Annotated in this window: 25 protein-coding genes; 12 read left to right on the top strand and 13 right to left on the bottom strand. The window is 63.0% G+C overall.

Annotation, left to right across the window (positions count from 1 at the left end):
* Positions 1–66 precede the first annotated feature (66 nt).
* Entirely contained in the window at positions 67–939 is an 873-nt protein-coding gene (gene htpX / locus P3C50_RS03655) for a protease HtpX (protein ID WP_275544908.1), read from the top strand.
* A 57-nt stretch (positions 940–996) separates the two neighbouring features.
* Here the strand turns inward: htpX and P3C50_RS03650 are convergent, their stop codons facing one another.
* Positions 997–1,653: a thiopurine S-methyltransferase gene (locus P3C50_RS03650; RefSeq protein WP_275544907.1), complete on the bottom strand. Its 657-nt coding sequence runs from the start codon at positions 1,651–1,653 to the stop codon at positions 997–999.
* A gap of 105 nt (positions 1,654–1,758) precedes the next feature.
* On the opposite strand from P3C50_RS03650, the gene P3C50_RS03645 reads away from it, so the two are divergent.
* Positions 1,759–2,526, top strand: coding sequence for a DODA-type extradiol aromatic ring-opening family dioxygenase (locus P3C50_RS03645; protein ID WP_275544906.1), 768 nt, complete (start codon positions 1,759–1,761; stop codon positions 2,524–2,526).
* Here P3C50_RS03645 and P3C50_RS03640 read toward each other — a convergent pair.
* Positions 2,523–3,107 (bottom strand): TetR/AcrR family transcriptional regulator, encoded by a 585-nt coding sequence (locus P3C50_RS03640; protein ID WP_275544905.1) that lies wholly within the window; start codon positions 3,105–3,107, stop codon positions 2,523–2,525. The genes P3C50_RS03645 and P3C50_RS03640 overlap by 4 nt on opposite strands.
* Positions 3,108–3,210: 103 nt before the next feature.
* Here P3C50_RS03640 and P3C50_RS03635 point away from each other — a divergent pair, with 103 nt between their 5' ends.
* The gene (locus P3C50_RS03635; protein WP_275544904.1) at positions 3,211–3,648 is read left to right on the top strand and encodes a hotdog fold domain-containing protein; all 438 of its coding nucleotides are present in this window, start codon (positions 3,211–3,213) and stop codon (positions 3,646–3,648) included.
* A 39-nt stretch (positions 3,649–3,687) separates the two neighbouring features.
* Here P3C50_RS03635 and P3C50_RS03630 read toward each other — a convergent pair whose 3' ends face one another.
* Together P3C50_RS03630 and sohB are read right to left on the bottom strand one after the other, a co-directional pair.
* Positions 3,688–4,677 carry a YhdH/YhfP family quinone oxidoreductase gene (locus P3C50_RS03630; RefSeq protein ID WP_275544903.1) on the bottom strand — a complete coding sequence of 330 codons (990 nt, stop codon included), beginning with the start codon at positions 4,675–4,677 and terminating at the stop codon, positions 3,688–3,690.
* 69 nt (positions 4,678–4,746) lie between these two features.
* Positions 4,747–5,766 carry a protease SohB gene (gene sohB / locus P3C50_RS03625; protein WP_275544902.1) on the bottom strand — a complete coding sequence of 340 codons (1,020 nt, stop codon included), beginning with the start codon at positions 5,764–5,766 and terminating at the stop codon, positions 4,747–4,749.
* A 199-nt stretch (positions 5,767–5,965) separates the two neighbouring features.
* Between sohB and P3C50_RS03620 the strand changes: the two genes are divergently transcribed.
* The 4 genes from P3C50_RS03620 to P3C50_RS03605 all read left to right on the top strand — a co-directional run bounded on the left by P3C50_RS03620 (position 5,966) and on the right by P3C50_RS03605 (position 9,114).
* Complete coding sequence (locus P3C50_RS03620; RefSeq protein ID WP_275544901.1) at positions 5,966–6,664, top strand: histidine phosphatase family protein; 699 nt, start codon at positions 5,966–5,968, stop codon at positions 6,662–6,664.
* A 57-nt stretch (positions 6,665–6,721) separates the two neighbouring features.
* The gene (locus tag P3C50_RS03615) at positions 6,722–7,033 is read left to right on the top strand and encodes an SCP2 sterol-binding domain-containing protein (RefSeq protein WP_003459932.1); all 312 of its coding nucleotides are present in this window, start codon (positions 6,722–6,724) and stop codon (positions 7,031–7,033) included.
* A 229-nt stretch (positions 7,034–7,262) separates the two neighbouring features.
* A complete protein-coding gene (locus P3C50_RS03610; RefSeq protein WP_275544900.1) occupies positions 7,263–8,330 on the top strand; it encodes a phosphotransferase family protein in 1,068 nt (355 codons plus the stop codon).
* 16 nt (positions 8,331–8,346) lie between these two features.
* A complete protein-coding gene (locus P3C50_RS03605; RefSeq protein WP_275544899.1) occupies positions 8,347–9,114 on the top strand; it encodes an SDR family oxidoreductase in 768 nt (255 codons plus the stop codon).
* A gap of 343 nt (positions 9,115–9,457) precedes the next feature.
* Here the strand turns inward: P3C50_RS03605 and P3C50_RS03600 are convergent, their stop codons facing one another.
* Positions 9,458–10,105, bottom strand: a complete 648-nt coding sequence (locus tag P3C50_RS03600) for a hypothetical protein (protein WP_275544898.1) — start codon at positions 10,103–10,105, stop codon at positions 9,458–9,460.
* Between the two features lie 102 nt (positions 10,106–10,207).
* On the opposite strand from P3C50_RS03600, the gene P3C50_RS03595 reads away from it, so the two are divergent.
* Entirely contained in the window at positions 10,208–10,987 is a 780-nt protein-coding gene (locus P3C50_RS03595; protein WP_275544897.1) for a TSUP family transporter, read from the top strand.
* 92 nt (positions 10,988–11,079) lie between these two features.
* Here P3C50_RS03595 and nudC read toward each other — a convergent pair whose 3' ends face one another.
* From nudC to P3C50_RS03560, 7 genes are all read right to left on the bottom strand, one after another.
* Complete coding sequence (gene nudC, locus P3C50_RS03590) at positions 11,080–11,904, bottom strand: NAD(+) diphosphatase (protein ID WP_275544896.1); 825 nt, start codon at positions 11,902–11,904, stop codon at positions 11,080–11,082.
* Positions 11,904–13,583 carry a ferrous iron transporter B gene (locus tag P3C50_RS03585; protein WP_275544895.1) on the bottom strand — a complete coding sequence of 560 codons (1,680 nt, stop codon included), beginning with the start codon at positions 13,581–13,583 and terminating at the stop codon, positions 11,904–11,906. Before P3C50_RS03585 ends, nudC begins: the two co-directional genes overlap by 1 nt.
* A gap of 37 nt (positions 13,584–13,620) precedes the next feature.
* The gene (locus P3C50_RS03580) at positions 13,621–14,433 is read right to left on the bottom strand and encodes a crotonase/enoyl-CoA hydratase family protein (protein WP_275544894.1); all 813 of its coding nucleotides are present in this window, start codon (positions 14,431–14,433) and stop codon (positions 13,621–13,623) included.
* Positions 14,434–14,635: 202 nt separating this feature from the next.
* A complete protein-coding gene (locus P3C50_RS03575; protein ID WP_275544893.1) occupies positions 14,636–16,879 on the bottom strand; it encodes an Orn/Lys/Arg decarboxylase N-terminal domain-containing protein in 2,244 nt (747 codons plus the stop codon).
* A 121-nt stretch (positions 16,880–17,000) separates the two neighbouring features.
* Complete coding sequence (gene dnaQ / locus P3C50_RS03570) at positions 17,001–17,726, bottom strand: DNA polymerase III subunit epsilon (RefSeq protein WP_275545338.1); 726 nt, start codon at positions 17,724–17,726, stop codon at positions 17,001–17,003.
* A gap of 94 nt (positions 17,727–17,820) precedes the next feature.
* A complete protein-coding gene (gene rnhA, locus P3C50_RS03565; RefSeq protein WP_197856392.1) occupies positions 17,821–18,273 on the bottom strand; it encodes a ribonuclease HI in 453 nt (150 codons plus the stop codon).
* A gap of 42 nt (positions 18,274–18,315) precedes the next feature.
* On the bottom strand, positions 18,316–19,074 hold the full coding sequence (locus P3C50_RS03560; protein WP_197856391.1) for a class I SAM-dependent methyltransferase: 759 nt from the start codon (positions 19,072–19,074) through the stop codon (positions 18,316–18,318).
* A 72-nt stretch (positions 19,075–19,146) separates the two neighbouring features.
* Here P3C50_RS03560 and gloB point away from each other — a divergent pair, with 72 nt between their 5' ends.
* Together gloB and P3C50_RS03550 are read left to right on the top strand one after the other, a co-directional pair.
* Positions 19,147–19,920 carry a hydroxyacylglutathione hydrolase gene (gloB, locus tag P3C50_RS03555; protein ID WP_275544892.1) on the top strand — a complete coding sequence of 258 codons (774 nt, stop codon included), beginning with the start codon at positions 19,147–19,149 and terminating at the stop codon, positions 19,918–19,920.
* 160 nt (positions 19,921–20,080) lie between these two features.
* A complete protein-coding gene (locus tag P3C50_RS03550; protein ID WP_275544891.1) occupies positions 20,081–21,649 on the top strand; it encodes a LysM peptidoglycan-binding domain-containing protein in 1,569 nt (522 codons plus the stop codon).
* Here the strand turns inward: P3C50_RS03550 and P3C50_RS03545 are convergent, their stop codons facing one another.
* Positions 21,650–23,092, bottom strand: a complete 1,443-nt coding sequence (locus P3C50_RS03545; protein WP_275544890.1) for an HDOD domain-containing protein — start codon at positions 23,090–23,092, stop codon at positions 21,650–21,652.
* A gap of 147 nt (positions 23,093–23,239) precedes the next feature.
* Between P3C50_RS03545 and P3C50_RS03540 the strand changes: the two genes are divergently transcribed.
* Both P3C50_RS03540 and P3C50_RS03535 read left to right on the top strand, forming a co-directional pair.
* Positions 23,240–25,069: an extracellular solute-binding protein gene (locus P3C50_RS03540; protein WP_275544889.1), complete on the top strand. Its 1,830-nt coding sequence runs from the start codon at positions 23,240–23,242 to the stop codon at positions 25,067–25,069.
* Complete coding sequence (locus tag P3C50_RS03535; protein ID WP_275544888.1) at positions 25,066–26,913, top strand: extracellular solute-binding protein; 1,848 nt, start codon at positions 25,066–25,068, stop codon at positions 26,911–26,913. The genes P3C50_RS03540 and P3C50_RS03535 overlap by 4 nt, the downstream gene beginning before the upstream one ends.
* Position 26,914 lies beyond the last annotated feature (1 nt).

Below are 26,914 nucleotides of genomic sequence, written 5' to 3'. Positions count from 1 at the left end.
CCTGGGGGGCGCCCTTATATAGCCGGCATTAGTAAAAGTCTTTCCCCGTGAGGAGTCCGTTCACACATGATGCGCATTATGTTGTTCCTGGCCACCAACCTGGCAGTGCTGGTTATCGCCAGCATCACCCTCAAGTTGCTGGGGGTTGATCGCTTCACCGGCCAGAACCATGGCAGCCTGCTGATCTTCTGCGCCGTGTTCGGTTTCGCCGGCTCGCTTGTGTCGCTGTTCATCTCCAAGTGGATGGCGAAGATGAGCACCGGCACTCAGATCATCACCCAGCCGCGCACCCGCCACGAACAGTGGCTGCTGCAGACCGTCGAAGAGCTGTCGCGCGATGCCGGCATCAAGATGCCGGAAGTCGGCATCTTCCCGGCCTACGAGTCCAACGCCTTCGCCACCGGCTGGAACAAGAACGATGCGCTGGTCGCCGTCAGCCAGGGCCTACTGGAGCGTTTCTCCCCCGACGAAGTGCGCGCGGTGCTGGCCCACGAGATCGGCCACGTAGCCAACGGCGACATGGTCACCCTGGCGCTGATTCAGGGCGTGGTGAACACCTTCGTGATGTTCTTCGCGCGCATTTTCGGCAACTTCGTCGACAAGGCGATCTTCAAGAATGAAGACGGCCACGGCATCGGCTACTTCATCGCGACCATCTTCGCCGAATTGGTACTGGGCATTCTGGCCAGCATCATCGTCATGTGGTTCTCGCGTAAACGTGAATTCAAGGCCGATGAAGCCGGGGCTCGCCTGGCTGGCACCAACTCGATGATCGCCGCCCTGCAGCGCCTGCGTGCCGAACAGGGCGTACCGGTGCAAATGCCCGACAGCCTGACCGCGTTCGGTATCAACGGAGGCCTGAAGAACGGCCTGGCCGGCCTGCTGATGACCCACCCGCCGCTGGAAGATCGTATCGAGGCGCTGCGTCGCCGCGGCTGATCGATAGCAAACGAAAAAGGCGACCTGCGGGTCGCCTTTTCTTTCTTAGCGCCGTCGCTAGCGGCGCGTCAGATGGAAAACTCGCTCATCCACTGCGGCAAGGCCACTGTCGGTGAAGCGCGGATTGCCCGCCAGCACGTCCTTTTCCTCGACCATACGCAGCGCCCAGCCGGCCGCGAAATGCTGCGTCACTTCGGCGTCCTCGACCGAAAATGGCGGGCCGTCCATGCGCTGCTGGTCATACACCAGAGTCACCAGCAGCCCCTGGCAGCGCGCCGGCAATATCGCCTGCAGGTGGGCGACATAGCGCTCGCGCATTTGTGGCGGCAGGGCGATCAGTGCGGCGCGATCGTAGAAGGCCTGGCAATCGGCGACGTCATCGGTGCTCAGGGCGAAGAAGTCGCCGCAAAGAACCTCCAGCTTGCCCGCCTGATAAACCTTGAATGCACCGCGCTGCGATACCTGCGGCTGCACCTCGCGCTCGGCGAAGAAATCCTCTACCGCCCGCTCGGCCAGCTCGACGCCAATCACCCTGTGGCCCTGCTCCGCGAGCCAGGCCAGGTCCAGGCTCTTGCCACACAGCGGCACTAGGACTGCCGCATCGCTGGCCAAGCCAAGCGTGGACCAATGGCGACGCAGATAGCCGTTGACCTTCTCTTGATGGAAACCGATTTGGCTACGCGCCCATCGATCCTGCCAGAACGCTTCGTGCATGGATCAAACCTCCATTGATTCGATAGGAATGCTCAACTATTTATGCTGGAAGTCGATAGATCCAGCAACGAACATGGCAACATCCTAATTCAGGAGCTGATCGCCATGTTGCCCTCGCTGTTCATTTCCCACGGCTCGCCCATGCTGGCATTGGAGCCGGGCGCCAGTGGCCCGGCCCTGGCCAAACTGGCCGCCGAGCTGTCGAGACCCAAGGCCGTTCTAGTGGTGTCGGCGCACTGGGAAAGCCAGCACCTGCTGCTGACCGCTGGCGAGCAACCGCAAACCTGGCACGACTTCGGTGGCTTTCCGGCCCGTCTCTATGCGTTGCAGTACCCCGCGCCCGGAGCGCCGCAACTGGCCGGCGATATCGCCCGGCAATTGAACGAGGCCGGGCTGCCGGCCGAGCTCGATACGCAGCGCCCGTTCGACCATGGCGCCTGGGTGCCGCTGTCGCTGATGTATCCGCACGCCGACATTCCCGTGCTGCAGTTGTCGCTGCCCAGCCACGCGGGCCCTGAACTGCAGACCCGTATCGGGCGGGCGCTGGCCAGTCTGCGTGAGCAAGGCATCCTGCTGATCGGCTCCGGCAGCATCACTCACAACCTGGGCGAACTGAACTGGCGCGCCGGCCCAGACGTCATCACGCCTTGGGCCAAGGAGTTTCGCGACTGGGTGGTGGAAAAGCTTGAAGCGAACGATGAACAGGCCTTGCACCAGTATCGTCGCCTGGCACCGAATGCCGTACGCAATCACCCCAGTGAAGAGCACCTGCTGCCGCTGTTTTTCGCCCGCGGTGCTGGCGGCACCTTTTCCGTGGCGCACAGTGGTTTCACCTATGGTGCGCTGGGTATGGATATCTATCGCTTCGACTAGCCGCTGCTTTTCACGCTGTCCCAGGCGATCTGCGCCAGCAGCTCGCGGCAGTCTGCCAGCTCGCTCAGGGTGCGGCCAGCTAGCCAATTGCGCGCCAGATCCTGGGTAGGCCCAATCACCACCGAGGCGAAACAGTCATCCGGCAGCGCCTTGAACAGCCCCTGCAGACGGTACTCGGCGAGCGCCGAGAGAATCTGCGCAAAATGTTGGCGATTGGCTTCGCGCAGGGCATCACCCATTTCCCCAGCTTCGACCCGGCTGCGACTGTGCAGGATAAAGCGCGCCCAATCCGGATTGGCCACCACCCAGTCGATATAGCTGGTCACCAGCAGCTTGACGCAGGCTTCGGCGCTGGCTGCGTCGGCGAAACCGCGCTGTAGCAGCTCGGCGTATTGCGCAGTGCCGGCCAGATAGAGTGCGGCGATGATCCGCTCCTTGTTGCCGAAGTGGTGATACAGGCTACCGATGCTCGCGCCAGAACGGTCACGAATCATCTCGATAGTGGTGGCGTCAACGCCATGCTCGGTGAAACAGGCCAGCGCAGCCTGCAGGATCTCGTCTTTGCGTGATGGACGGGCCATGTCGCTCTCCATGACTAGAATATTTTTCTAGAATAAATTTCTAATGCTCGTATACTGCCTCGGCGCGCGCTCATCTTCAATCGCCAATACGCAGGAGAGAGTCATGAGTCAGATGTTGCAGATGTTTCAGCAGGCCGGCGCTGCCCAGTTCAGCGCGATGATCGGTCAAGTCGCCCCCTATTTCGCCAGCATCGCACCGCAGATGGTCGAACTGCGCCCAGGCTATGCCGAGGTGCATTTCGCCAAGCGCCGTGAGGTGCTGAATCATATCGGCACGGTACATGCCATCGCGCTGTGCAATGCCGCCGAGCTCGCCGCCGGCAGCATGACCGACGCCTCCATTCCTGCTGGGTGCCGCTGGATTCCCAAGGGCATGACGGTCGAGTACCTGGCCAAGGCCGATGGCGATATCCGCACGGTGGCCGACGGCAGCGAAGTAGATTGGGGTCAGACCGGCGACATCAAGGTGCCGGTGATGGCGTACGTCGGTGACAAACCGGTACTGCGCGCAGAAATCACCATGTACGTCAGCCAGGCCTGAAAATGCAGAGGCCCGTCATCGACGGGCCTCGCTCAGTGCTCAATCGAGCCGCACCAGGATGCGCCCGACCATGCCGCCAGCCAATATGCGCTCGATGGCCTCGGGCAGCTCCGCCAACCCGACTTCCCGGCGCAGCGGGGAAAGATCGAGTTTCCACTGCAGCGACAGCTTGTCCCACATCGATGCCTTGACCACCAGCGGCAGTTCCACCGAGTCCACGCCCAGCAGGTTGACCCCGCGCAGGATGAACGGCAGTACGCTGGCCTGGAAGCCGACGCCAGCGGTCAACCCGCAACAGGCCACGCTGCCGCTGTGGCGCAGCGACTTGACCACGTTGAACAGAATGTCGCCGCCCACCGTATCCACCGCAGCCGCCCAGCGCTCCTTGAGCATCGGCCGCTCGCTGCCCTGCTGCAGCTCTTCACGACTGATGATTTCCTCAGCACCCAGGCCGCGCAGGAACTCAGCCTGTTCGGCCTTGCCGGTCGCGGCGGCGACGCGATAGCCCAACTGCTTGAGCAGCACCACGGCAATGCTGCCGACACCGCCCGTGGCGCCGGTGACCAATACGGTTCCGGCCTCGGGCGTGACGCCAGCCTGCTCCAGCTTGTCCACGCACAGTGCAGCGGTCAGCCCGGCAGTACCGAGGATCATCGCCTCGCGCAGCGGCAGGCCTTGCGGGCGCTTGATCGCCCAGGCCGCCGGCACGCGGATGTACTGGCCGAAGCCGCCTGCGGTGTTCATGCCCAGGTCGTAGCCGGTGACGATGACCTCATCACCAACGGCGAACTCGGCCACGCTGGAAGCCTCGACTACACCCGCTGCGTCGATGCCGGGCGTATGCGGATACGCCTTGGTCACGCCGCGATTGCCACTGGCGGACAGCGCATCCTTGTAGTTCAGCGATGAATAGCGCACGCGAATAAGCAGTTCGCCTTGCGGCAGTTGCTCGACGTTGCGCTGAACGACTTCACGCTGGAAGCTGCCGTCGGTGCCTTCACTGACCAGCAAGGCCTTGAACTCGGTCATCACCCTCTCCTCTTGTCGTGGTTCGCTGCGCAGCGCGAGTCGGCCACGCAACCCGTCCTGAACGAAGCGTTACCAGAAGCGCTGCTGGTTGAGCCGGCTCAACCAGGTCAGCACGAAGCGATCCAGCGCCATGCTCGCGGCCAGCCCGACACGTTCCTGCAGGCTCTTTTTCTGAGCGAAGTGCAGGTGGAACAGTTCAGCTTCGGCGGCACGTTCGGCCAGGTACTGGTCGCTGGTCTTGAGCTCGTCCACCAGCAGCCGCTCCTGCGCGGCCATGCCCAGCCAGACTTCGCCAGTGGCGATGGCGTCGATATCCAGCTGCGGGCGATAACGCGCGACGAAGCCCTTGAACAGCTCGTGCGTGGTTTCCAGGTCTTCCTGAAACTTCTCCCGGCCCTTTTCGGTGTTCTCGCCGAACACGGTCAGGGTGCGCTTGTATTCACCAGCTGTCAGCACCTCGAAATCGATTTCGTGCTTCTTCAGCAGGCGATGCACGTTGGGCAGCTGCGCCACCACGCCGATGGAGCCGAGAATGGCGAACGGCGCACTGAGAATTTTCTGGCCGATGCAGGCCATCATGTAACCACCGCTGGCGGCCACCTTGTCCACGCACACAGTCAATGGGATGCCGGCATCGCGGATGCGCACCAGCTGAGAGGATGCCAGACCATAGCTGTGCACCATGCCACCACCGCTTTCCAGGCGTAGCACCACTTCATCTTCGGCCTTGGCCATGGACAGCAGCGCAGTCACTTCATGGCGCAGGTTGTCGGTAGCCGAAGCCTTGATGTCGCCATCGAAATCCAGCACGAACACGCGCGATTTACTCGGCGGTGCTTTTTTGTCCTGCTTGGCGGCCTTGGCCTCCGCCTTGCGCGTTGCCTTGAGCTGATCCTTGGGCAGCACGCTCTGTTCCAGGCGCTCGCGCAGGTCCCTGTAAAAATCATTGAGCTTGTCCACTTGCAGCTGGCCGCCTGCGCGCCGCCCTCGGCCACGGGTGGCGGCGATGGCCACCAGCGCCACGACGATGGCGACCACCAGGGTCAGGGTTTTCGCCAGAAAGCTGGCGTACTCGCTAAGAAACTCCACGGATCCCCCTCGGACATTGCAGTAGCGCCTGGGCGCACGAAGGCTCAAGCATACCGGCGCAGCGCCTCGGCGGCCAAGCGCGTCAGCGCTACAGAAAGGCCACACGAGCGATTCAAACAAGCGTATGTTTTTTCGTTGACAGCCCTCGAGCTTCCTCATAACCTCGCGAAACATTCAACGTGCCGGGATCGATACGGACGTGGGCAGCATCTATCTGATTCGACATGGCCAGGCCTCATTCGGTGCAGACGACTACGATGTCCTGTCTCCTGTCGGCGTGCGCCAAGCCGAAGTGCTGGGCGAACATCTCGAACGCCTCGGCATCACCTTCGATCGCTGCATCAGCGGCAGCCTGCGCCGCCAGCAGCACACGGCCGACGCGGCGCTGCAACGCATGAGCAGCCCGCCGGCACTGGATATCGACGAAGCCTTCAACGAATTCGATGCCGACGCGGTGATCCGCACCCTGCTGCCGGATATGCTGCCGGAAGAACCCGAAGCGCTGCACATCCTGCGCAATGGCGCGCAAAACCGAGCCGAGTTCCAGCGTCTGTTCGCCAAGCTGATCCATCGCTGGATATCCGGCGAACATGACAAGCCCGGCCTGCAAAGCTGGCAAGCCTATGTCGAGCAGGTCGAAGGCGGCCTGCGGCGCATCCTCGAGCAGGCAGGCAGCAAACAGAATATCGCCGTGTTCACTTCCGGCGGCACCATCACCGCCCTGCTCCGCCTGATCACCGGCGTGCCTTCGGCAAAGGCCTTCGAACTGAATTGGCAAATCGTCAATACCTCGCTCAGCCAGCTGAAATTCCGCGGCCACGAGGTGAGTCTGGCTTCCTTCAACAGCCATGTGCATTTACAGCTGCTGAAGGCGCCGGAGCTCATCACCTATCGATGAGCTCCAGCCCAATGCGGCCGCGAGGCTGCGCGAAAAAACCGAAAAAAGGATAAGACCATGAGTGTTGCTGACATCGCCCAAACCATGCAATCCAAGTTCAACGCCAGCGCCGCTGCAGGCCTGGATCTGGTGTTCCAGTTCAACATTGAAGATGGCGAGAACTACGCGCTGATCGTCAAGGACGGCACTTGCGCCCTCGAGCAAGGCGACAACCCGAACGCCAACGTGACCCTGATCATGGACAGCGAAACCCTCAAAGGCATCGTCAGCGGCGAAACCGACGGCATGCAGGCTTTCATGGCCGGCAAGCTGCGCGCCGAAGGCGACATGATGCTGGCGATGAAGCTGGGCGAGCTGTTCCCGGTCTGATTGGTTAGCTGATCGCATCAACAAAAAACCGGAGTCCTGGCACTCCGGTTTTTTTTGCCCTGCGCATTGCTGACAGCCCCGCTCCAGCAGGCTGAAAGTGACTGATCAGGCAGCTTGATTGTGGTGCAACACGCCCGCCTATATCGGCGCGTATTGCTTGTGACGGCTTGGGTGCAGCATTAGATTAACCAATTATCTAGGGCACCCATCATAAGTAGAAGGGATAAGTATGGCGCTCACCGACCAATCCACCCGCATCCGCACAGGCGAAGAGCTCGACGCCAGCGTCATCGACAGTTACCTGAAGGCCAACATTCCCGGCCTGAGCGGCGAAGCGAAGATCAGCCAGTTTCCCGGTGGCGCATCCAACCTGACCTACCTGATCGAATACCCCGAGCAGGAATTCGTGCTGCGCCGCCCGCCGTTCGGCCACAAGGCCAAGTCCGCTCATGACATGGGCCGCGAATACCGCATTCTCAATCAGCTCAACGCCGGTTTTCCCTACTGCCCCAAGGCCTACGTGCATTGCACCGACGAGTCGGTGATTGGTGCCGAGTTCTACGTCATGGAACGGGTCAAGGGCATCATCCTGCGCTCGGACATGCCGGCCGCGCTGAACTTCAGCGCCGAGCAGACTACCGCGCTGTGCAAGAGCTTCATCGATAAACTGGTGGAGTTGCACAACGTCGATTACGACGCCTGCGGCCTGGGCGATCTGGGCAAGCCCGAGGGCTATGTCGAGCGCCAGATCAGAGGCTGGAGCGACCGCTACGAGAAGGCTCTGACCCCGGATGCGCCGACCTGGGAGCAGGTCAGGGCCTGGCTGAACGACAAGATGCCGGCCGACCACCACAAGCCGGGCATCGTGCACAACGACTACCGCTTCGACAACGTGATCCTCGACCCGAACAACCCGATGCAGATCATCGGGGTGCTCGACTGGGAGATGACCACCATCGGCGATCCGCTGATGGACCTGGGCAACACCCTGGCCTACTGGATCGAGGCCAGCGACCCGGCGCCGGTACAGCTGATGCGGCGCCAGCCGAGCAACGCACCGGGCATGCTCACGCGTCAGCAGTTCGTCGACTACTACGCCGAGAAAGCCGGCATCAAGATCGACAACTTCGACTTCTACTACACCTACGGCCTGTTCCGCCTGGCCGGTATCGTCCAGCAGATCTATTACCGCTTCTATCACGGCCAGACCCAGGACAAGCGCTTCGCTCAGTTCATTCACATGAACAAGCTGCTGGAGCAGATGTGCCTGCAGGTCATCGGCAAATCCACTCTCTAACCCCGGGGTAATTACAATGTCCAAGACCCAACTGTTCGACCTCGATGGCAAGATCGCCTTCGTCTCCGGCGCCAGCCGCGGCATCGGCGAGGCCATCGCCAAGCTGCTGGCCCAGCAAGGCGCGCACGTGATCGTCTCCAGCCGCAAGATCGACGGCTGCCAAGCCGTGGCCGATGCCATTACCGCCGAAGGCGGCAAGGCCACCGCCATCGCCTGCCACATCGGCGAGATGGAGCAGATCACCAATGTCTTCGCACAGATTCGCGAGCAGTTCGGCCGCCTGGACATTCTGGTCAACAACGCCGCTACCAACCCGCAGTTCTGCAACGTGCTGGACACCGATCTGGGCGCCTTCCAGAAGACCGTTGACGTGAACATCCGCGGCTACTACTTCATGTCCATCGAAGGCGGCAAGCTGATGAAGGAAAACGGCGGCGGCTCGATCATCAACGTCGCCTCGATCAATGGCATTTCGCCGGGCGAGTTCCAGGGTATCTACTCGGTGACCAAAGCGGCGGTGATCAGCATGACCAAGGTATTCGCCAAGGAATGCGCCCAGTTCGGCATTCGCTGCAACGCCCTGCTGCCAGGCCTGACCGACACCAAGTTCGCCTCGGCGCTGACCAAGAACGACGCCATCCTCAAGCACGCCCTGCAGCGCATCCCGCTCAAGCGCGTGGCCGACCCCAGCGAGATGGCCGGCACCGTGCTGTACCTGGCCAGCGACGCCTCCAGCTACACCACCGGCGTGGCGCTGAACGTGGATGGCGGCTTCCTCTCCTGAGGCCGGATGACACAGGCGACAAGGTATTAAGTCGGTTAATGCCCGTCAGCTACAGAAGGCCGCGACCGCGTTGCAGGATCGCGGCTTTTTTGCTTGATAGAGGTGAACGCTGACAGTTTTCGCGGACAGGTCCGCTCCCACAAGAGCAACTGTGCCAGTCGCGTTTACGCTGATCGCCTGTGGGAGCGGACTCGTCCGCGAAGCTTTTTACCCCTAAGGCCGGCTATAAAAATGGCATCCGCCCTGCTGCCCCACCGCCGCTACCGGCTTTGTAGGGTGGGCTTCAGCCCACCAATCACTCTGTGGGCTAAAGCCCACCCCACATCTACCTGCCTGCTGGCCGCTACCAGTCCTTCAACGCTGCTTCCGCCGCCGGATTCATCGGTTCGGCCAGCAGCCCGGTTGGTGTAAGGCTGACGCTATACACCGCATCAGCGGCAATCGGCAGGTAGGTGACGCGCAGCGCCTGCGGGTCGAACAGCAGCAGGTCGCGCTGGTTCAGGCGCAGCCAGCGCCACAGGTCGACACCATAGGGGCTTTCGGCCAACTGCACGCGGCCATGTTGCGCCAGCGCCTGCTGTTCGATGGCGAGAAAACGCCCGGACAGGCGCTCGAGACGGTAACCCGGCTCGAGACCTATCAGTTCGGCCAGGCCTTTCCAGCGGATCAAGCGGCCATCGAGTTGCCACATGTCGCCCTCGAGCGTGACCGTACGCTCACGGCTACCTTCGAGCAGCGTCACCTGATAACGCTGCGGACCATCGGCCTTGAAGCTCAGCGTGACCAATGGCTTGCCCACCTGCAGCGGCTCATACGCATACAGGTCGTAGGCCACCAGGCCGACCAGCCCGGCCAGGGCGAGAAATGCCAGACCACAGGTGCCACGCAACCAACCGAGGAACCAGCCCGTATTGAGCAGAATGCGCAATGCCACCAGCAGCGCCAACACGGCCAACAGCGCCACGGCCCAGGCCAACCCGTCGTATTGCATTGATTGCGTTCCTTCTCTGACGAAATCCCGGCATTATGCGCAGCTCTCTCCACGACGAACAGCCGGCAGGCTGCGCACTCGCCCACAAGTCGACACTTTGATATGCCTTTCGCCCTCGAGCTCGCCATCGATCCCAGCACACTCGCCATTCTCGCCCTGGTCGCCTTCGCCGCCGGCTTCATCGACGCCATTGCCGGTGGCGGCGGTCTGCTGACCATCCCCGCACTGCTGACCGCCGGCCTGCCGCCGCACCTGGTGCTGGGCACCAACAAGCTGTGTGCTACCTTCGGCTCGGGCACCGCTGCCCTGACCTTCTACCGGCGCAAGCTGTTCGACCCCAGGCAATGGCGCAACGCACTGCTGGCGACCCTGATCGGCGCCCTGCTCGGCGCCGTCATCGCCCACTGGATGCCGGCTGCCTGGCTCAACCAGATGTTGCCGGTGATCGTCTTCGCTTGCGGCATCTACCTGCTGTTCGGCCGCATGCCGGAAGCGCCAGCCGAGCACGATCTGCCGATCGCCCGCGGCCGGCAGTGGCCGCAGGGGCTGGGCCTGGGACTCTACGATGGCGTGGCTGGCCCTGGCACCGGCGCGTTCTGGACGGTCAGCAGCCTGCTGATGTATCCGCTCGATCTGGTGCGCGCCAGCGGTGTGGCGCGCACCATGAACTTCGTCAGCAACGCCGCGGCGCTGGCGGTATTCATCGCCTTTGGCCAGGTGGCCTGGGTGCTGGGCCTGAGCATGGGAGCGGCGCTGATGGTCGGTGCCTTCCTCGGCGCGCGCACGGCGATCAAGGGCGGCTCGAAGTTCATTCGCCCGGTGTTCATCACCGTGGTTCTGGCGCTGACTGCACGCCTGGTCTGGCAGCACTGGTTTGGCTGATCCGGCGGACTATCCAGGATCCTGTAGGAGCGGCTTCAGCCGCGAAATGGTCGGTGAGATTCGCGGCTGAAGCCGCTCCTACATAAGGTTCTTTACACCGACAGCGTCGGCTCGGGCAGGCCCAGGCGCCTGGCGACGTAGAGATCGATCAGATGGCGGGCGATGGAGCGCGATGCCGGCAGCGGCGGCAGGTCATCGACACGGAACCAGCGCGCATCCTCGATTTCGTCTTCCTGCATGACGATATCGCCACCGGCATATTCGGCGTGGAAGCCGAGCATCAGCGAATGCGGGAACGGCCAGCCCTGGCTGCCGATGTAGTGCAGGTTCTTCACCTCGAGGCCGACTTCCTCGCGCACCTCGCGCGCCACGCAATGCTCCACCGACTCGCCCGGCTCGACGAAGCCGGCCAGCGTGCTGTACACGCCGATCACGAAGCGCGGCGAGCGCGCCAGGAGGATCTCGTCGCCACGGGTGACCAGCACGATCATGCTCGGCGCCAAGCGCGGGTAGTGCTGCGACTCGCAGCTGTCGCAGCGCATCGCCCGCTCACCGGGAAGCTGGCGAGTCGGCGCCCCGCAGCTGCCACAAAAACGATGGTCGGCGTACCAGGTGCCGATCTGCGCGGCATACGTAAGCATGCGGAAGGTTTCCGCCTCGCCCTGCAACATGAACTGGCGCAGGCTCTGCCAGGTGCAGCCCTCCAGAGTGGCAGAGGGCTTGAGCTGCAGAAGGTAAACGGCATCCTCGCCAAAATGGCCGATGCCCTGCTCACCGATGATCGGCAGATCCTGGCGCTTGATCCAGTCGCGCGGGAACAGCACGCCGTTGCTGTCGACAAGAAAGTGCTGCTGGCTGTAGAGCACTGCCCAGCCGCCGGGCTGGGCCGGGTCGAGAAAGGCGTTGCGCCAGACCATCAGGCCGCCACCGGCATGCCCAGCGCCTTGACGCTGTCTTCAGCCAGGTCGAGCACGCTGGGACGGGTTTCCGGACGCATCACCGCGCCCGCTTCCAGGTAATACTCCAGGCTGCTGAGCGCGTCGGCCAGGGTTTCCAGCATCTGCTCCGAAGGCATCTGCCCCGATTCGAGCATGCGCGTCTGGATATAGTCGGCGCAGGCGCCGACCAGCATCGCTGCACGGCGCTGTTCGAGGAACCACAGGCCGCCGCGTACCGCCTGCAGGCTGAACGGCACATTGGACAGGTGCATCTTGTCGCCGCCCGACTCCAGATAAGCCGTGATGGCGCGCTTGGCCAGGGCCAGGCCGGCCTGCGCTTCATCGACCACGACGATACGGGCTTCGTTGAGCTGGTGGCTGGCGAAGGAATCGGCCTCGTTGCCGGGCTCAACGGCAGTTGGCCGGCTTTCGCGCCCTTCGCCACGCTCCAGACTGGCGACCATGCCTTCGACGTAAAGCACCGCATCGGCCAGCTTGTGCAACTGCTCAGGTGCGGGCGGCGAGTCTTCGCTCCAGGCGGCGACCTGCGGCAGTTGCGCGTTGAGCGAGTTACCGGCGGAGCTCAGGCCGACCATGCCGAGGGTCTTGGCCAATTTGCCCAGCAACGCATGCAGCGTCCCCAGGGTTTCGCCTTGCAAGGTGCCGCGCTCGAGCAGATCGAGCATGTCCTTGACGCTGGCCAGCTCTTCGCGGATCGCCGTGGACAGCGAACGCATCACCGCCTGGCCGGGGCCCGCCAGGCGCTGGTATTCCTCTTGCAGCAGGTGGTCGGTAAACGGCAGCGGCGTGAGGCCGAACACCTCGCGCATGGCAGTAGCCAGCGGCCCGTGACTGTCGGCCAGCGCGACCAGGTACAGCAATTCCTTGAGCAGGCTGCGCGGCGCCTCGTACTGGGAGTTGCCGAGCATCAGCTTGAGTTCGCGGTCGAGTCGCGAGAACAGCTGCTTGCGCGCCTTGCGTGGCAACAGTTGACCGTCGCACTGCGCTTCGATGGCGGCCGCGCCGATCCAGCACATGCGCCCGCGCGGCTCGTTGGCGAACAGGCTGTCCAGACGCGCCATGGCGCGCACCATCAGCTTGAGACTGGCCTGCGGATTCTGCTCGCGGATGAAGCCGAGCAAACCGACCTGATACATATGCCGCAGGCGCTTGCCTTCGGCCAGCTTGGCGGCGCCGTCGAGCGGCTGAGTCGCGCTGTGCGGCCGTGCATGATCCAGGCGCACGCTGAAGAAGAAACTCTCCGGCAGCGGCTGTTGCGCGCCAGCCTGACGCAGATCATTGATCGCCGGCAGCAGCAGCTCGGGCATTTCCTGCCGATGGGCATCAACGCTTTCCAGATAGCGGCGCAGCACATGCAGCGCATTACTCAGCGCGGCCAGCTGTACGTCGCGCTCTTCACCGGCACCCGCGGGGATGTCGGTGGCCTGATCGAGCACTTCCTGCGCCAGCAGCTCGGCGCCAGCCAGTTCGATCAGGTTGAGCGTACCGCGCACCTGATGCAGGCTTTCCACCGCCTGTTGCAGCAGGCTGCCGTTATGCCGCTCGGCGATGAAGTGTTCAAGGCTCTGCTCGGCCTCTTCCATGGTGACGAACAGCTCGTCGCGCACCAGGTTCAGCGATGTAGCTCCACTTACCATGCTCTAGGCCTCGCAACGAACATCAGCGAATACGGCATCAGTCGACGAACTCCGGCTTCTGCTTGGTCATGTGCGCCGCCATGGCCAGGCGCAGGTCTTCGGATTGCAGCATGGCGGCGTTCCAGGTGGCGATGTACTCCAGGCCATCGTCGACGCGGTGGTCGCGCATGTAGCGAATCATTTCCTTGGTACCGCGCACGGCAATCGGCGACTTGGCAGCGATCTGCCCGGCCAGTTCCATCACACCGGCGAGCAAGCCTTCCTGATCGTCGTAGGTGCGGTTGACCAGGCCGATACGGGCCGCCTCGTGACCGTCGATGCTGCGCCCGGTATAGGCCAGCTCACGCATCATGCCGTCGCCGATGATGCGCGGAAGGCGCTGCAGGGTGCCGACGTCGGCGGCCATGCCCATGTCGATTTCCTTGATCGAGAACTGCGCATCGACCGTGCAATAACGCATGTCACAGGCGCTGATCAGGTCGATGGCGCCGCCGATGCAGTAACCCTGGATGGCCGCCAGCACCGGCTTGCGGCAATTGTCGACCGCGTTGAACGAGGCTTGCAGTTCGAGAATCTTGCGGCGTAGCGCCGTGGCATTGCGACCGACATCCTTGCCCAACTGGGCGCCAACCGAGGCCAGCAGCATCAGGTCGATACCCGACGAGAAGTGTTTGCCCGCGCCGGAAAGCACCACCACGCGCACCGCATCGTTGTCATCGACCCACTGGAAGATCTCGATGATCTCGCGCCAGAAGTCGGCATTCATCGCGTTGATCTTGTCCGGGCGGTTGATCTGTACGTGGGCGATCTTGCCCACCAGCTCGACGCGGAAGGCTTGGTAGTCGGACATGGCAGGCATCCTTGGCCGCGGCTTGGCAGCGCAGTAACTATTTTGTGATTAATAACCGAGCAACTATAACAAGCACGGCATAAAAGTCGATGCTTGCCACTGTGACGCAGGGCACGCCCCAGCACGTTAGCAACTGCTTTGAATGACAGAGATAAGGGATTGATCTGTCGAGGATCTTGCGCCTCGACAGATCCGCACACGCTTATTCGACCAGGCAGTCCACGCAGTACTCGCCCGTTTCGGTTTGCAGGCCGTGCACATCGATATCGAAACCCGGAAACGCCTGATCGAAGGTCCTGGCGAACGCCAGGTAATCGAGAATCGAGCGCGTGGCGGCGGTAAAGCGCTCACCCGGCATGATCAGCGGAATGCCAGGCGGGTAAGGCACCAGCATCACCGCGGCTATACGCCCCTGCAACTGGTCGATGGGCACCGCTTCCACCTCGCCGCGCACCAGGCGGTCGTAGGCATCGGCGGGCTTGATCGCCAGCTCCGGCAATGCCGTGTACATGCTCCTCAGCGCCTTGGCCGTGGCATTTTCGCGATAGCAGCCATGCAACGCGTCGCACAGGTCACGCAGGCCCATGCCCTGATAATGCCCGCCGCCAGCGTGGGCAATGGAGGGCAATACGTCGATCAGCGGCAGATTGGCGTCGTAGCTGCGCTTGAACTCCAGCAGCTCGGTCAGCAGCGTGCTCCACTTGCCCTTGGTGATGCCCATGGAGAACAGCACCAGGAAGGAGTACAGACCGGTCTTTTCCACCACCAGGCCACGCTCCCAGAGAAACTTGCTGACCACCGCGGCGGGAATGCCCTGCTGTTCCAGCTTGCCGGCGGCATTGAGGCCGGGCATCACCAGGGTGACCTTGATCGGATCGAGCAGCACGTAATCGCTGGCCACTTCGCCGAAGCCATGCCAGTCGGCGTCCGGCTGCAACACCCAGTCCGCGGTCGACAGACTGTCGGCGCCGTCCGCCTCGCCCGGTTGCCAGATGCTGAACCACCAGTCCTCGGCTTCGAGGTTGCGCCGTACGTTGGCCAGGGCGCGACGGAAGCTCAGCGCCTCGTCGAAGGTCTCCTGAATCAGCGAGCGCCCGGCCGGGCCTTCCATCATGGCCGAGGCTACGTCCAGCGAGGCGATGATGCCGTACTGCGGCGAGGTGGAAATGTGCATCATGAAAGCTTCGTTGAAGCGGTCGCGGTCCAGCTGGCGCTGGCCACCATCCTGCACGTGGATCATCGAAGCCTGACTGAAGGCCGCCAGCAGCTTGTGCGTGGAATGGGTGGTGAATACCAGCGGCGAATGCTCGTCGCACTGCGTACCCATGCCATAACGGCCGGCGTAGAACTCATGGAATGCCGCGTAGGCATACCAGGCTTCATCGAAATGCAGCACCTCGACCGAGTCGCCAAGGGCCTGCTTGACCATCTCGGCGTTGTAGCAGAGCCCGTCGTAGGTGGAGTTGGTCACCACCGCCAGCTTGACCTTGGGCGCCCGGCCGCGGGCCAGCGGGCTGGCATCGATCTTGGCCTGGATCGATTCGCGGCTGAACTCCGACAGCGGAATCGGCCCGATGATGCCCAGCTCGTTACGCTCGGGGCACAGATAGAGCGGGATCGCGCCGGTCATGATGATCGAGTGCAGAATCGATTTGTGGCAGTTGCGGTCCACCAGCACCAGGTCATCGCGCCCGACCATCGAATGCCAGACGATCTTGTTCGCCGTCGAGGTGCCGTTGATCACGAAGAAGGTGTGGTCGGCGCCGAAATTGCGCGCCGCACGGGCTTCGGCCTCGGCCAGCGGGCCGGTATGGTCGAGCAGCGAGCCCAGCTCCGGTACCGAGACGGACAGATCGGAACGCAGGGTGTTCTCGCCAAAGAACTGGTGGAAAGCCTGGCCCACCGGGCTCTTGCGGTAGGCCACGCCACCGCCGTGGCCCGGCGTGTGCCAGGAGTAGTTGGACTGGGCGGTGTGCTGCACCAGCGCCTTGAAGAACGGCGGCAACAGACCATCGAGGTAGTTGTGCGCCGCGCGCGCCACCTGCCGGGCCAGGAAGGACACGGTGTCTTCGTAGAGATAGAGAATACCGCGTAGGTGGTTGAGATCAGCCATGGCCTCGGCCGGCGCATTCTCGATGGTGACCTGCTCGCCCAGGGCGAAGATCGGCAGCTGCGGCGCCCGCACCCTAGCCACGCGAATCAGCTCGACCATGTCCTGCAGCAGCCGACTGTTCTCCCCCGCGCCCTCGGCAGCCACCAGAATGCAGGCCAGGCCATGGTGGGTGGAGGCGACGATACGCCCCTCGGCGGCACTGGCCGTGGGCAGGATGCTGAAGCCGTCCTGGGTGAGTTCCTGAGCGATGGCGCGCACACGATCACCGGCCACGGTGTCGGCCTTGATGTCGCGGTGCACGATTAGGACGGGGAACTTGAGATCTTTATACATTGTGACGTCCTGAAGGCTGGCAGGCCGGGCCTGCCCATCGCTTCAGGTTAGAGGCTCGCCCTGATCGGCGGAACCCCCTGCGCATCACGCTATAAGAAAAGGTCGCAATTGCGCTGTTCGGTTATTCAGGCGCCTCCATCTGCGCCCAAAGCGAGGGGCCGCCAGCGGCTTTTTCGATCACTGCCAGACGCGCCAGGTGCGCCGCCAGCTCTTCCTCGCTGGCACGAATGACGCGAGTACGCGGGCGTGCAGGGTCCAGGCGACGAATCGGCGTGGCCTGCTGACGCCCGCTGCCATCGCCATCAGCACCCTCTCCCGCCAGCGACAGATTGGTCTGCCCACCGGTCATCGCCAAGTAAACGTCGGCGAGGATCTCCGAGTCGAGCAAGGCGCCGTGCAGTTCGCGGTTGGAGTTGTCGACGCCGTAGCGCTTGCACAGCGCATCGAGACTGTTGCGCTGGCCCGGATGACGTTCGCGCGCCATCATCAGGGTATCGAGCACCGAGCAGTAATCGCTGACGTCGGCGCGCTCGCTCTGCCCCAGCAGGGCGAACTCGTTGTTGATGAAGCCGACGTCGAACGCCGCGTTATGGATGATCAGCTGGGCGCCCTTGATGAACTCGTAGAATTCATCGGCGACCTCCTTGAACCGCGGCTTGTCGGCTACGTACTCGTTGGTGATGCCGTGAACCGCGATGGCGCCTTCATCGATCTCGCGATCAGGGTTGAGGTAGACGTGGAAATGACGCCCGGTCAGACGACGCCCCAGCAACTCGACACAACCGATTTCGATGATGCGGTGCCCGTCGGTGACCGGCATACCGGTGGTTTCGGTATCCAGCACCACGTAGCGCTTGACGGTGTTCTCGGTTGTCACGCCTTGCCTCTCTCATCTATTCGGGTTGTCGCACATTCAAGCGCGGCATATTAACTCATGTGGCTCAGCGCGCCGAACGCACCTCGTCGACCCCGCGATTGGCCAACTGGTCCGCCCGCTCGTTGCCGGGGTGGCCGGTATGGCCGCGCACCCACTGCCAGCTCACCTGATGACGATTCACTTCCTCGTCCAGCTTCTGCCAGAGGTCGGCATTTTTCACCGGCTCTTTGGCGGCGGTCTTCCAGCCGCGCTTCTTCCAGTTCGGCAGCCATTCCTGGATGCCCTTCATCACGTACTGCGAGTCGGTCACCAGCTTGACCGAGCAGGGCCGCGTCAGTGCGATCAGGCCGGCAATCGCCGCCATCAGTTCCATGCGGTTGTTGGTAGTGCTCGGGTCGCCGCCCCACAATTCCTTTTCCACACCTTTATAGACCAGCAACGCCCCCCAGCCTCCGGGGCCAGGGTTGCCCTTGCAGGCGCCGTCGGTGTAGATCACCACTTCATCGGTTTCGGACATTCATAAGCTCTGTTACAGAATTGACGGGCCGGGGGATGGCCTTCAGTTGTCGACGTCACGCCGGCTGACCTTGGCCACTGGCATTGGCAGCAACTTGCCCATCGGCTCGCGGCGCGATTGCCGCAAGGGGCGCAAGCCGACCACCAGTTTGCGCGCCACCAACAGGTAGAAACCGGCCCCAGGCAACTGCCAGGCGTCACCCCAACCCTCCATTCGCCGCAGGCGCATTTGCCAGGCCAGCGAAGCGAGCGGCGGACGATAGCACCCGAAGCGACGTTTCTCCAACGCGAAACCCAGCAAGCTCAACCAGTCACCGACGCGGCTCGGCGCGATGCAACGCGCCCTGGCCAAGCCGTCCTGAGCGAACAGCCTGCGCACGCCCCAGGTACTCCAGGGATGGATGCCCAGAATCAACAGATGTCCGCCAGGCCTAACGCTGCGGGCCGCTTCACGCAAAAGCCCATGCGGCGACAGGCTGAAATCGAGGCCGTGCTGCAGCACCACCACATCGGCAGCGTGCTCGCCCAAGGGCCAGGATTGCTCCTCGCAGACGATCTGCACCCCGGGCATCGGTGCGCCGAGGCGCACGTTGTGCTGAATCTGCCCGGCCTCGGGCGGGCCTTCGGCACCGGGCCCGTAACTCACCAGATACCCGCCGAAGAAACGTGCCAGCTCTTGCTCCAGCAAGCGCCGTTCTTCTTCGAGCAACAGTTGCCCGAGTGGCCCGGCAAGCCAGTCGCGCGCCTCGCCGATAAGCTTGAGCCACTCCGGGTCGGCCTGGGCGAATGCCTGATCAGTCATCGCTGCCTCCGCATGACAGGTTCTGCATGTCGTGTCTAAGATGCACCTTTATCACCAGCTTAGCGACCCGCAATGATTCAGATCGACGCGCTGCCCGCCTTCAATGACAACTATATCTGGCTGCTGCAGGATGCCGACACCAGGCGCTGCGCCGTGGTCGATCCCGGTGATGCAGCGCCGGTACAGGCATGGCTGCAGGCTCATCCGGATTGGCAGCTCAGCGATATCCTGATCACCCATCATCACTTCGATCATGTCGGCGGCGTCGAGACGCTGAAGAACGCCACCGGCGCACGTGTCGCCGGCCCGGCCGCGGAGAAGATCCCGGCCCGCGACCTCGACCTGAGCGACAACGATGAGGTCGAGGTGCTCGGCCTGCGTTTCCAGGTCATGGCCGTGCCGGGCCACACCCTCGGCCACATTGCCTACTACCAGGCGCAGCAGAATTTGCTGTTCTGCGGCGATACGCTGTTCGCTGGCGGTTGCGGCCGCCTGTTCGAAGGTACGCCGCAGCAAATGCACCAGTCACTGAGCCGCCTCGCTGCCCTGCCCGCCAGCACGCAGGTGTACTGCACCCACGAGTACACCCTGAGCAACCTGCGCTTCGCCCATGCAGTCGAGCCAGACAATACGCGCCTGAGCGAACGCCTGGCCGAAGTGACTCGCTGGCGTGAAGAAGGCCGTATCAGCCTGCCATCGAACATCGAACTGGAGCTGGCGACCAACCCCTTCCTGCGCACCGGCGAGCCTTCGATCATCGCTGCGGCAAAAGGACGCGAGAGCGGACAATCGAGCGAGCCGAGCGGCGTATTCGCTTGTCTGCGCTCCTGGAAAGACAGCTTCTGATCCCTGCAAAGACCCGGCGATGATGTCGCTGGCTCACTTCGCTCGCGGCATCGCCGTGCCAACCTGAATGCAGGTCACAAAAGGCTGGCGAAAACTTGACCACCCCCGCTTCGGTTCCTAGAATCGCCCGACCTTTTCGCCGGGACAGCCCCCTCGCCCAATGCCTGCATCATCACCTAAACCATTGAAATTAAAGGCATTGGTGCGAAGCGCTCGAGCGCTCGCGGTGATGTGCAGCCTGATCCTGGCCGGCTGTCAGAGCCTACCCAGCGACTCGCCGGATCGCTCTACCGACACCTCCCGGGCCGTGGGCTTGCAGCCTGAGCCTGAGTGGCTCGACAGCGAAGTCAAACCGCACGAATACAGCGACATTTGGGATCGGGTGCGCGACGGTTTCAAGCTGCAGGATGAAATCGGCATCAACCCGCGCATCGAACGCGTGCGCCTGTGGTACGCCAGCAACCCGAAGCATGTCGACACCGTGAGCGAGCGCAGCGCGCCTTATATTCACTACATTGTCGAGCGCCTGGCCGAACGCGACATGCCGATGGAGCTGGCGCTGCTGCCAGTGATCGAAAGCGCCTACGACCCACAGGCCTACTCCTCGGCCCACGCCGTCGGCCTCTGGCAATTCATTCCCTCCACCGGCCGCCACTTCAACCTGCGTCAGACCAATTGGTACGACGGCCGCCGAGATGTCACCGCCTCGACCGAGGCTGCACTCAACTATCTGAGCCGCCTGCACGAAATGTTCAATGGCGACTGGCTGCTCGCCCTGGCGGCCTACAATGCCGGCGAAGGTCGTGTCAGCCGCGCGATCGAGCGCAACGAGAAGCTCGGCCTGCCCAGCGACTACTGGAACCTGTCGCTGCCCAAGGAAACCGAGGACTACGTGCCCAAGCTACTGGCGCTGTCGCAGGTGATCCTGACGCCCGAAGCCTTCGGCGTGAGTCTGTCACCGATCGCCAACGAGCCCTACTTCGAACAGATCGCCATCAAGCAACACATGGATCTGGCCCGCGTGGCCAAACTGGCTGACCTGGAGGAGCAGCAACTGCTGCAGCTCAACCCCGCCTACAAGCGCGGTATCACCCTCGACGGCCCACAGCACCTGCTGGTACCGACCGATAAAGCCGAGCTGCTCAGCGCCAACCTGGCTCTGATGAAGCCGCAGGAACTGGTCGATTGGCAGAGCTACAGCGTACGCTCCGGCGACAGCCTGCACGCCATCGCCAACCGTCATCACCTGTCGGTGAAAATAATCAAGGACGTCAACCGTCTGAGCAGCAACAACCTGAGAATCGGCCAGGTGCTGACCATTCCCGCCAAGCCCGGCAGTATGCCGAACGAGCCGCTGTACCAGCAGCGCAACGTTGCGCAAAGCGCTGCCAGCCGTACCTATCGGGTGAAGAATGGCGACAACCTGTGGCAAATCGCGCGCAGCAATCAGGTGGCTGTGCATGACCTCAAGCGCTGGAACAAGCTGCAAGGCAATCAGCTGAAAGTCGGCCAGGTGCTCACCCTGGCGGCCAACGCCCCTCAGGCTCCCGCCACAACGCGCAGCAGCGCCAGCTCGCGGGACAAGGCCACCTACTATCGCGTGCAGAGTGGCGACTCGCTGTACGTGATCGCCAAACGCTTCAAGATCGATCTCAAACGCCTGCAGGCCTGGAACCCGCGCAGCAACAAGCTGCGTCCCGGGCAGATGCTGACCCTCTATCTGCCCTGATCAGCGCTTGCTGATGGCCTCCAGGCAGCGCCCCGTCAACTGGGTGAAGCGCTGAAAGGCGACGAACTGCTCGTGTCGTAGCGCTCGCCCGGAAAGCCGACTGTCGGCGTAAAGCACGCCGATCTCCCGCGTGCCGGCGATGATCGGGGCGATGAAGAACATGCCATTGCCCAGGCTGCGCCGAATAGGCTGGGTCACCAGCTCGGCGAGGTTGTAGCTGGCAGGCACCCCCATCCAGATCGCTTCACGATGGCGCAGCGCATAACTGAAGATATGCGGCTGCTCTGCCTGCTCGGCCGGCAGCACGAAATCCTGCAGCCATTGCTCGCTCTTGTCGCCAATCACGCGCTTGGCGCGAAAGCGGCTTTGCCCTTCGGCCAGCACCGTGAGCATCACCCGCTCCAGGCCAGCGCCACGGTGTAAGCCCTTGAGCAGGGTATCGAGCACCAGGCCGACATCGGCCCGGGCGCTGATCATCAGGCCCAGGTCCTGCAATGCCTGCTGCATCACCAGCAGGTCGGGTTGCAGCAGACGCGCCTTGCGTTCTTCCTGCTGCAGGCGGATCTGCTCGGGATCGGTATTGGGAATAAGCCGGCACAGCTTGCTGGCGCCAAAGGTCGAGGCCACCTTGACCGCTTCCTCGGCGCTGGCCAGCACCTGCTGTAGGGCGTCCTCGGCGCTGAGGTCGACGAATGCCGCCATCTTCGCCAGCACCGCCTCCATCTCCGGCGACTCCCAGCCCTGCAGCGCGGCCTCGCTGATGCGTACCCCCAGCTGCACAGCGTATGCCGCCGGGTCGTGCTGGTTGGCGCCGGCATGGGCGAGGCTGACCGTCTCACCGAGGTTCCAGCTTTTCACCAGCCCTTGGGTGAGCTGCCGGAAGCTGGTGCCGAGCACCTCGCGCACCACCTCCTCGACCTCGACTCCGGGCTGCGCCAGGGCTGCGGCCAACTCGTCCGCCTGCTCGCCGCCACAGCCCCAGAATGCCAGCTCGCCCAGATGATGGAGCAAGGCGGCAATGAACACTTCCTCGGCATGCCTGGAGAGCACGTAGCCGGCAATGTTGCGCGCCTGCACGGCGGCGTGAAAGGAGCGTGCAAGCAACTCCTGCAGTTGCTCGCGCGGGGCGCGCGTGAGCAAGCCGTCGATCAGGCTCACCGACAAGCCGATCAGGCGCACGTTGTCGAAGCCGATCAGCACGATGGCCCGCGAGATGGTCTTGATGGTTTCCTGGGACGGGTTGTAGTAGACGCTGTTGCCGACTCGCAGCACCTTGCTGGTCAGCGCCGCATCACGCAGCAACACCTCGGCCAATTGCTGCACCGAGGCAGAATCCTGCTGCGCGAGGCGTTGCAGATCCTGCACCACGGCAGCCAGTGCGGGCAGTTCTGCTTGGTTCAGGCGATCGATCCATGACTGCAAACCATGGCTTCGTTCCGACAATTTCGTACCCTCATGGCGTGTCCGTGAAGTGTATGCCAAAGTGCCGCTACTGCTCACTCGCCACGGCGCTCTTTTTCCTGCCCAGACAAGCTGTTACTGTACGGCCCCAGAAGCCCAAACGCCGCCAAGGATCGGATCTCACGCCCGATGCGTCCCCTCCTCCTGCTGTTCCTCAGCCTGGCCTTGAGCTTTCCCGCCTCTGCGACTATCAGCGAGAGCCACGGCTACGCCCAGTTCGGGACACTCAAGTACCCCGCCAGCTTCAGTCATTTCGACTGGGTGAACCCCGATGCGCCCAAAGGTGGCACGTTGCGCATCATGGCGTCCGGCACGTTCGACACGCTCAACCCCTACACGCTCAAGGGCAGCAGCCCGATCTCGACCGCACATTTTCTGCAGTACGGCGTCAACGAGCTGAACGAACCCCTGATGGTCGGCACCGGTGCCTACGATCCGTCGGGCGACGAGCCCGCCTCCAGTTATGGCCTGATCGCCGGGAGTGTCGAGTACAGCGAGGACCGCAGCTGGGTGGTGTTCAACCTGCGCCCCGAGGCGCGCTTTCACGATGGCAAGCCGATCACCGCCTACGATGTAGCCTTCTCCTATCGCCTGCTGCGCAACGATGGCCATCCGCAGTACCGCACCAACCTGCAGGAAGTGAAGCGCGTCGACATCCTCGGTCGTCACCGCATCCGCTTCGTCTTCAAGCGCGCCGGCAATCCGCTGCTGATTCTGCGCCTGGGTGAACTGCCGGTGCTGCCGCAGCACTACTGGAAAGACCGCGACTTCAAGACCACCACCTTCGATGCGCCGCTGGGCAGCGGCCCGTATCGCATCGTCCAGGTGGTACCGGGCCGGCGTCTGGTGTTCGAGAGGGTGAGGGACTGGTGGGGCAAGGACCTGCCGGTCAATCGCGGCAAGTACAACTTCGACCGTATCGAAGTGGAGTTCTACCGCGACAACCATGTTGCCTTCGAAGCGTTCAAGGCCGGCGAATTCGACTTCTACATCGAGAACCAGGCGAAGAACTGGAGCAACGGCTATCGCTTCCCGGCCGTTGCCCGTGGTGAGGTGGTGCGCGCCGAGATACCGCACCAGATCCCGACCCAGACCCAGGCGCTGTTCATGAATACGCGCCGCGCCCTGTTCAGCGACCGCCGCGTGCGTGAAGCGCTAGGGCTGATGTTCGACTTCGAGTGGACCAACCGCACCCTGTTCAACAACGCTTACGTGCGCGCCGCCAGCTACTACCCCAACAGCGACTTCTCGGCCACCGGCAAGCCCGAGGGCGCCGAATGGCTGCTGCTTTCGCCGCACCGCGACAAGCTGCCGGCACGCCTGTTCACCGAGGCGCCGACACAACCGGTAACCGACGGCCGCGGCATTCCCCGGGAAACCTTGCGCCGCGCCCTCGGTCTATTGGCCGACGCCGGCTGGAAGCCCTCCGGCCAGGAGCTGCGTAATGCGCGTGGCCAACGCCTGGAGTTCGAGATCATGCTGGTCAATCCCAGCCTCGAACGCATTCTCCAGCCTTACGTCGCCAACCTAGCCAGCCTCGGCATACGCGCCAATCTGCGTACCGTCGACCGCGCGCAATACAAGCAACGCCTCGACCAATTCGACTACGACATGATTCTGCTGACCCTGCCACAAACCCTCAGCCCGGGCCTGGAGCAATCGCTGTACTTCCATTCCAGCCAGGTGAATCTCAAGGGCGGCAAGAACTACGCAGGCGTCAAGGATCCGGTGGTCGACGAGATGATCGACAAGCTGCTCTCGGCACAGACCCGCGACGAACAGATCGCCGCCACACGCGCCCTGGATAGGGTGCTGCTCTGGCAGCACTACAGCATCCCCAACTGGTACATCAATTATCACCGCCTGGCGTACCGTAACCGGTTCGCCTTCGTCACCACGCCGCCCTACACCCTGGGCCTGCGCACCTGGTGGCTGAAGCCCACGGAGAACGCTCGATGATCCACCCGCTGCGCAGTTTCCTGCTCCACGGTAGCAGCCTCATCCTGCTTGGCCTCACCGGCCTCGCCCTCGCAGCCCCGCAGCATGCCGTCACGCTTTATGACGAGCCGCCCAAGTACCCCGAGAACTTCACGCACTTCGAATACACCAATCCCGAAGCCCCCAAGGGCGGGACCTTTCGCGAGGCGGGCTTCGGCGGCTTCGACAGCCTCAACCCGTTCATCAGCAAGGGCGTTGCCGCCGACGATATCGGCCTGATCTACGACACCCTGGCCGTGCAGAGCATGGACGAGCCGTTCACCGCCTACGGCCTGATCGCAGAGAAGATCGAAAAGGCGCCCGACAATGCCTGGGTACGCTTCCTGCTGCGCAAGGAAGCGCGCTTTCACGACGGCACGCCGATCACCGCCGAGGACGTCAAGTTCACCTTCGATACGCTGATGGAAAAAGGCGCGCCGATGTACCGCGGCTACTACGCCGATGTCGAGCAGGTGGAGGTGGAATCACCGCACAGCGTGCGTTTCGTATTCAAGCATGCCGGCAATCGCGAGTTGCCGCTGATCGTTGGCCAGCTCCCGGTCCTGCCCAAACACTGGTGGGCAGAACGCGACTTCGCCAAAAGCAATCTCGAAGCGCCTCTGGGCAGCGGCCCGTACAAGGTCGGCCGCGTCCAGGCCGGTCGCAGCATCCGCTACGAGCGGGTCAAGGACTGGTGGGCCAAGGACCTGCCGGTAAGCCGCGGCTTCTACAACTTCGATACCATCCAGATCGACTATTACCGCGACAACACCGTAGCACTGGAGGCGCTGAAGGCCGGCCAGTTCGACTATTGGCTGGAAACCAGCGCGAAGAACTGGGCCACCGCCTACAACACCCCGGCCGTCGCCAACGGCCAGTTGATCAAGGAAGAGATTCAGAACCGCAACCCGACCGGCATGCAGGGTTTCATCTTCAACACCCGCCGGCCACAGTTTCAGGATCGCCGCGTACGTGAGGCGCTGGGCCTGCTGTACGACTTCGAATGGGCCAACAAGCGCCTGTTCAACGGCGCCTACTTCCGAACTCGCAGCTACTTCGACAACTCCGAGCTGGGTTCGCGCGGCCTGCCCGGTGAAGACGAGCTGGCGATTCTCGAGCCGCTGCGCGGCAAGATTCCGGCCGAGGTGTTCAGCGAGGAATTCCGCGTACCGGTCACCGATGGCAGCGGCATCATCCGCGAGCAGCAGCGCCGCGCCTACCAATTGCTGCAGCAGGCGGGATGGCGCATCGAAGGCGATCGCATGCTCGACGCCAATGGCCAGCCGGTGAGTTTCGAGTTCCTCTTGGCGCAGACCGAGTTCGAACGCGTGCTGCTGCCTTTCAAGCGCAACCTGGCCGACCTCGGCATCGAGATGGTGATTCGCCGCGTCGACGTTTCGCAATACATCAACCGCCTGCGCTCGCGTGATTTCGACATGATCGTCGGCGGCTTCGGCCAGTCCAACTCGCCGGGCAATGAGCAGCGCGAATACTGGCACTCCTCCAGCGCCGACAACCCTGGCAGCCGCAACTACATCGGCCTCAAGGACCCGGCCATCGACCAGATCGTCGAAGAGCTGATCAATGCCGACTCGCGGCAGGATCTGATCGCTCATACCCGCGCTCTCGATCGCGTACTGCTGTGGGGCTACTACGTGATCCCCAATTGGCATATCAAGACCTGGCGCGTGGCCTACTGGAACCATTTCGAGCATCCGAAAGGGACGCCGCTCTACGATATCGGCCTGCATACCTGGTGGGTGCGTCCGGACCTCGAGAAGCCAGACGACGCGCAGCAACAGGCGACCGAAGAGGCGCAGCAATAAC

Source organism: Pseudomonas sp. Marseille-Q0931 (assembly GCF_940789645.1).
Taxonomy (GTDB): domain Bacteria; phylum Pseudomonadota; class Gammaproteobacteria; order Pseudomonadales; family Pseudomonadaceae; genus Aquipseudomonas.
The sequence above is the reverse complement of the archived record's forward strand: the minus strand, read 5'-3'. Positions and strand labels throughout refer to the sequence as shown.

What these genes read in the sequence shown, in the direction of transcription:
- htpX (WP_275544908.1), top strand. Translation starts at nt 67, where the DNA reads ATGATGCGCATTATGTTGTTCCTGGCCACCAACCTGGCAGTGCTGGTT.
- P3C50_RS03650 (WP_275544907.1), bottom strand. Translation starts at nt 1,653, where the DNA reads ATGCACGAAGCGTTCTGGCAGGATCGATGGGCGCGTAGCCAAATCGGT.
- P3C50_RS03645 (WP_275544906.1), top strand. Translation starts at nt 1,759, where the DNA reads ATGTTGCCCTCGCTGTTCATTTCCCACGGCTCGCCCATGCTGGCATTG.
- P3C50_RS03640 (WP_275544905.1), bottom strand. Translation starts at nt 3,107, where the DNA reads ATGGCCCGTCCATCACGCAAAGACGAGATCCTGCAGGCTGCGCTGGCC.
- P3C50_RS03635 (WP_275544904.1), top strand. Translation starts at nt 3,211, where the DNA reads ATGAGTCAGATGTTGCAGATGTTTCAGCAGGCCGGCGCTGCCCAGTTC.
- P3C50_RS03630 (WP_275544903.1), bottom strand. Translation starts at nt 4,677, where the DNA reads ATGACCGAGTTCAAGGCCTTGCTGGTCAGTGAAGGCACCGACGGCAGC.
- P3C50_RS03615 (WP_003459932.1), top strand. Translation starts at nt 6,722, where the DNA reads ATGAGTGTTGCTGACATCGCCCAAACCATGCAATCCAAGTTCAACGCC.
- P3C50_RS03610 (WP_275544900.1), top strand. Translation starts at nt 7,263, where the DNA reads ATGGCGCTCACCGACCAATCCACCCGCATCCGCACAGGCGAAGAGCTC.
- P3C50_RS03605 (WP_275544899.1), top strand. Translation starts at nt 8,347, where the DNA reads ATGTCCAAGACCCAACTGTTCGACCTCGATGGCAAGATCGCCTTCGTC.
- P3C50_RS03600 (WP_275544898.1), bottom strand. Translation starts at nt 10,105, where the DNA reads ATGCAATACGACGGGTTGGCCTGGGCCGTGGCGCTGTTGGCCGTGTTG.
- P3C50_RS03595 (WP_275544897.1), top strand. Translation starts at nt 10,208, where the DNA reads ATGCCTTTCGCCCTCGAGCTCGCCATCGATCCCAGCACACTCGCCATT.
- nudC (WP_275544896.1), bottom strand. Translation starts at nt 11,904, where the DNA reads ATGGTCTGGCGCAACGCCTTTCTCGACCCGGCCCAGCCCGGCGGCTGG.
- P3C50_RS03585 (WP_275544895.1), bottom strand. Translation starts at nt 13,583, where the DNA reads ATGGTAAGTGGAGCTACATCGCTGAACCTGGTGCGCGACGAGCTGTTC.
- P3C50_RS03580 (WP_275544894.1), bottom strand. Translation starts at nt 14,433, where the DNA reads ATGTCCGACTACCAAGCCTTCCGCGTCGAGCTGGTGGGCAAGATCGCC.
- P3C50_RS03575 (WP_275544893.1), bottom strand. Translation starts at nt 16,879, where the DNA reads ATGTATAAAGATCTCAAGTTCCCCGTCCTAATCGTGCACCGCGACATC.
- rnhA (WP_197856392.1), bottom strand. Translation starts at nt 18,273, where the DNA reads ATGTCCGAAACCGATGAAGTGGTGATCTACACCGACGGCGCCTGCAAG.
- P3C50_RS03560 (WP_197856391.1), bottom strand. Translation starts at nt 19,074, where the DNA reads ATGACTGATCAGGCATTCGCCCAGGCCGACCCGGAGTGGCTCAAGCTT.
- gloB (WP_275544892.1), top strand. Translation starts at nt 19,147, where the DNA reads ATGATTCAGATCGACGCGCTGCCCGCCTTCAATGACAACTATATCTGG.
- P3C50_RS03550 (WP_275544891.1), top strand. Translation starts at nt 20,081, where the DNA reads ATGCCTGCATCATCACCTAAACCATTGAAATTAAAGGCATTGGTGCGA.
- P3C50_RS03540 (WP_275544889.1), top strand. Translation starts at nt 23,240, where the DNA reads ATGCGTCCCCTCCTCCTGCTGTTCCTCAGCCTGGCCTTGAGCTTTCCC.
- P3C50_RS03535 (WP_275544888.1), top strand. Translation starts at nt 25,066, where the DNA reads ATGATCCACCCGCTGCGCAGTTTCCTGCTCCACGGTAGCAGCCTCATC.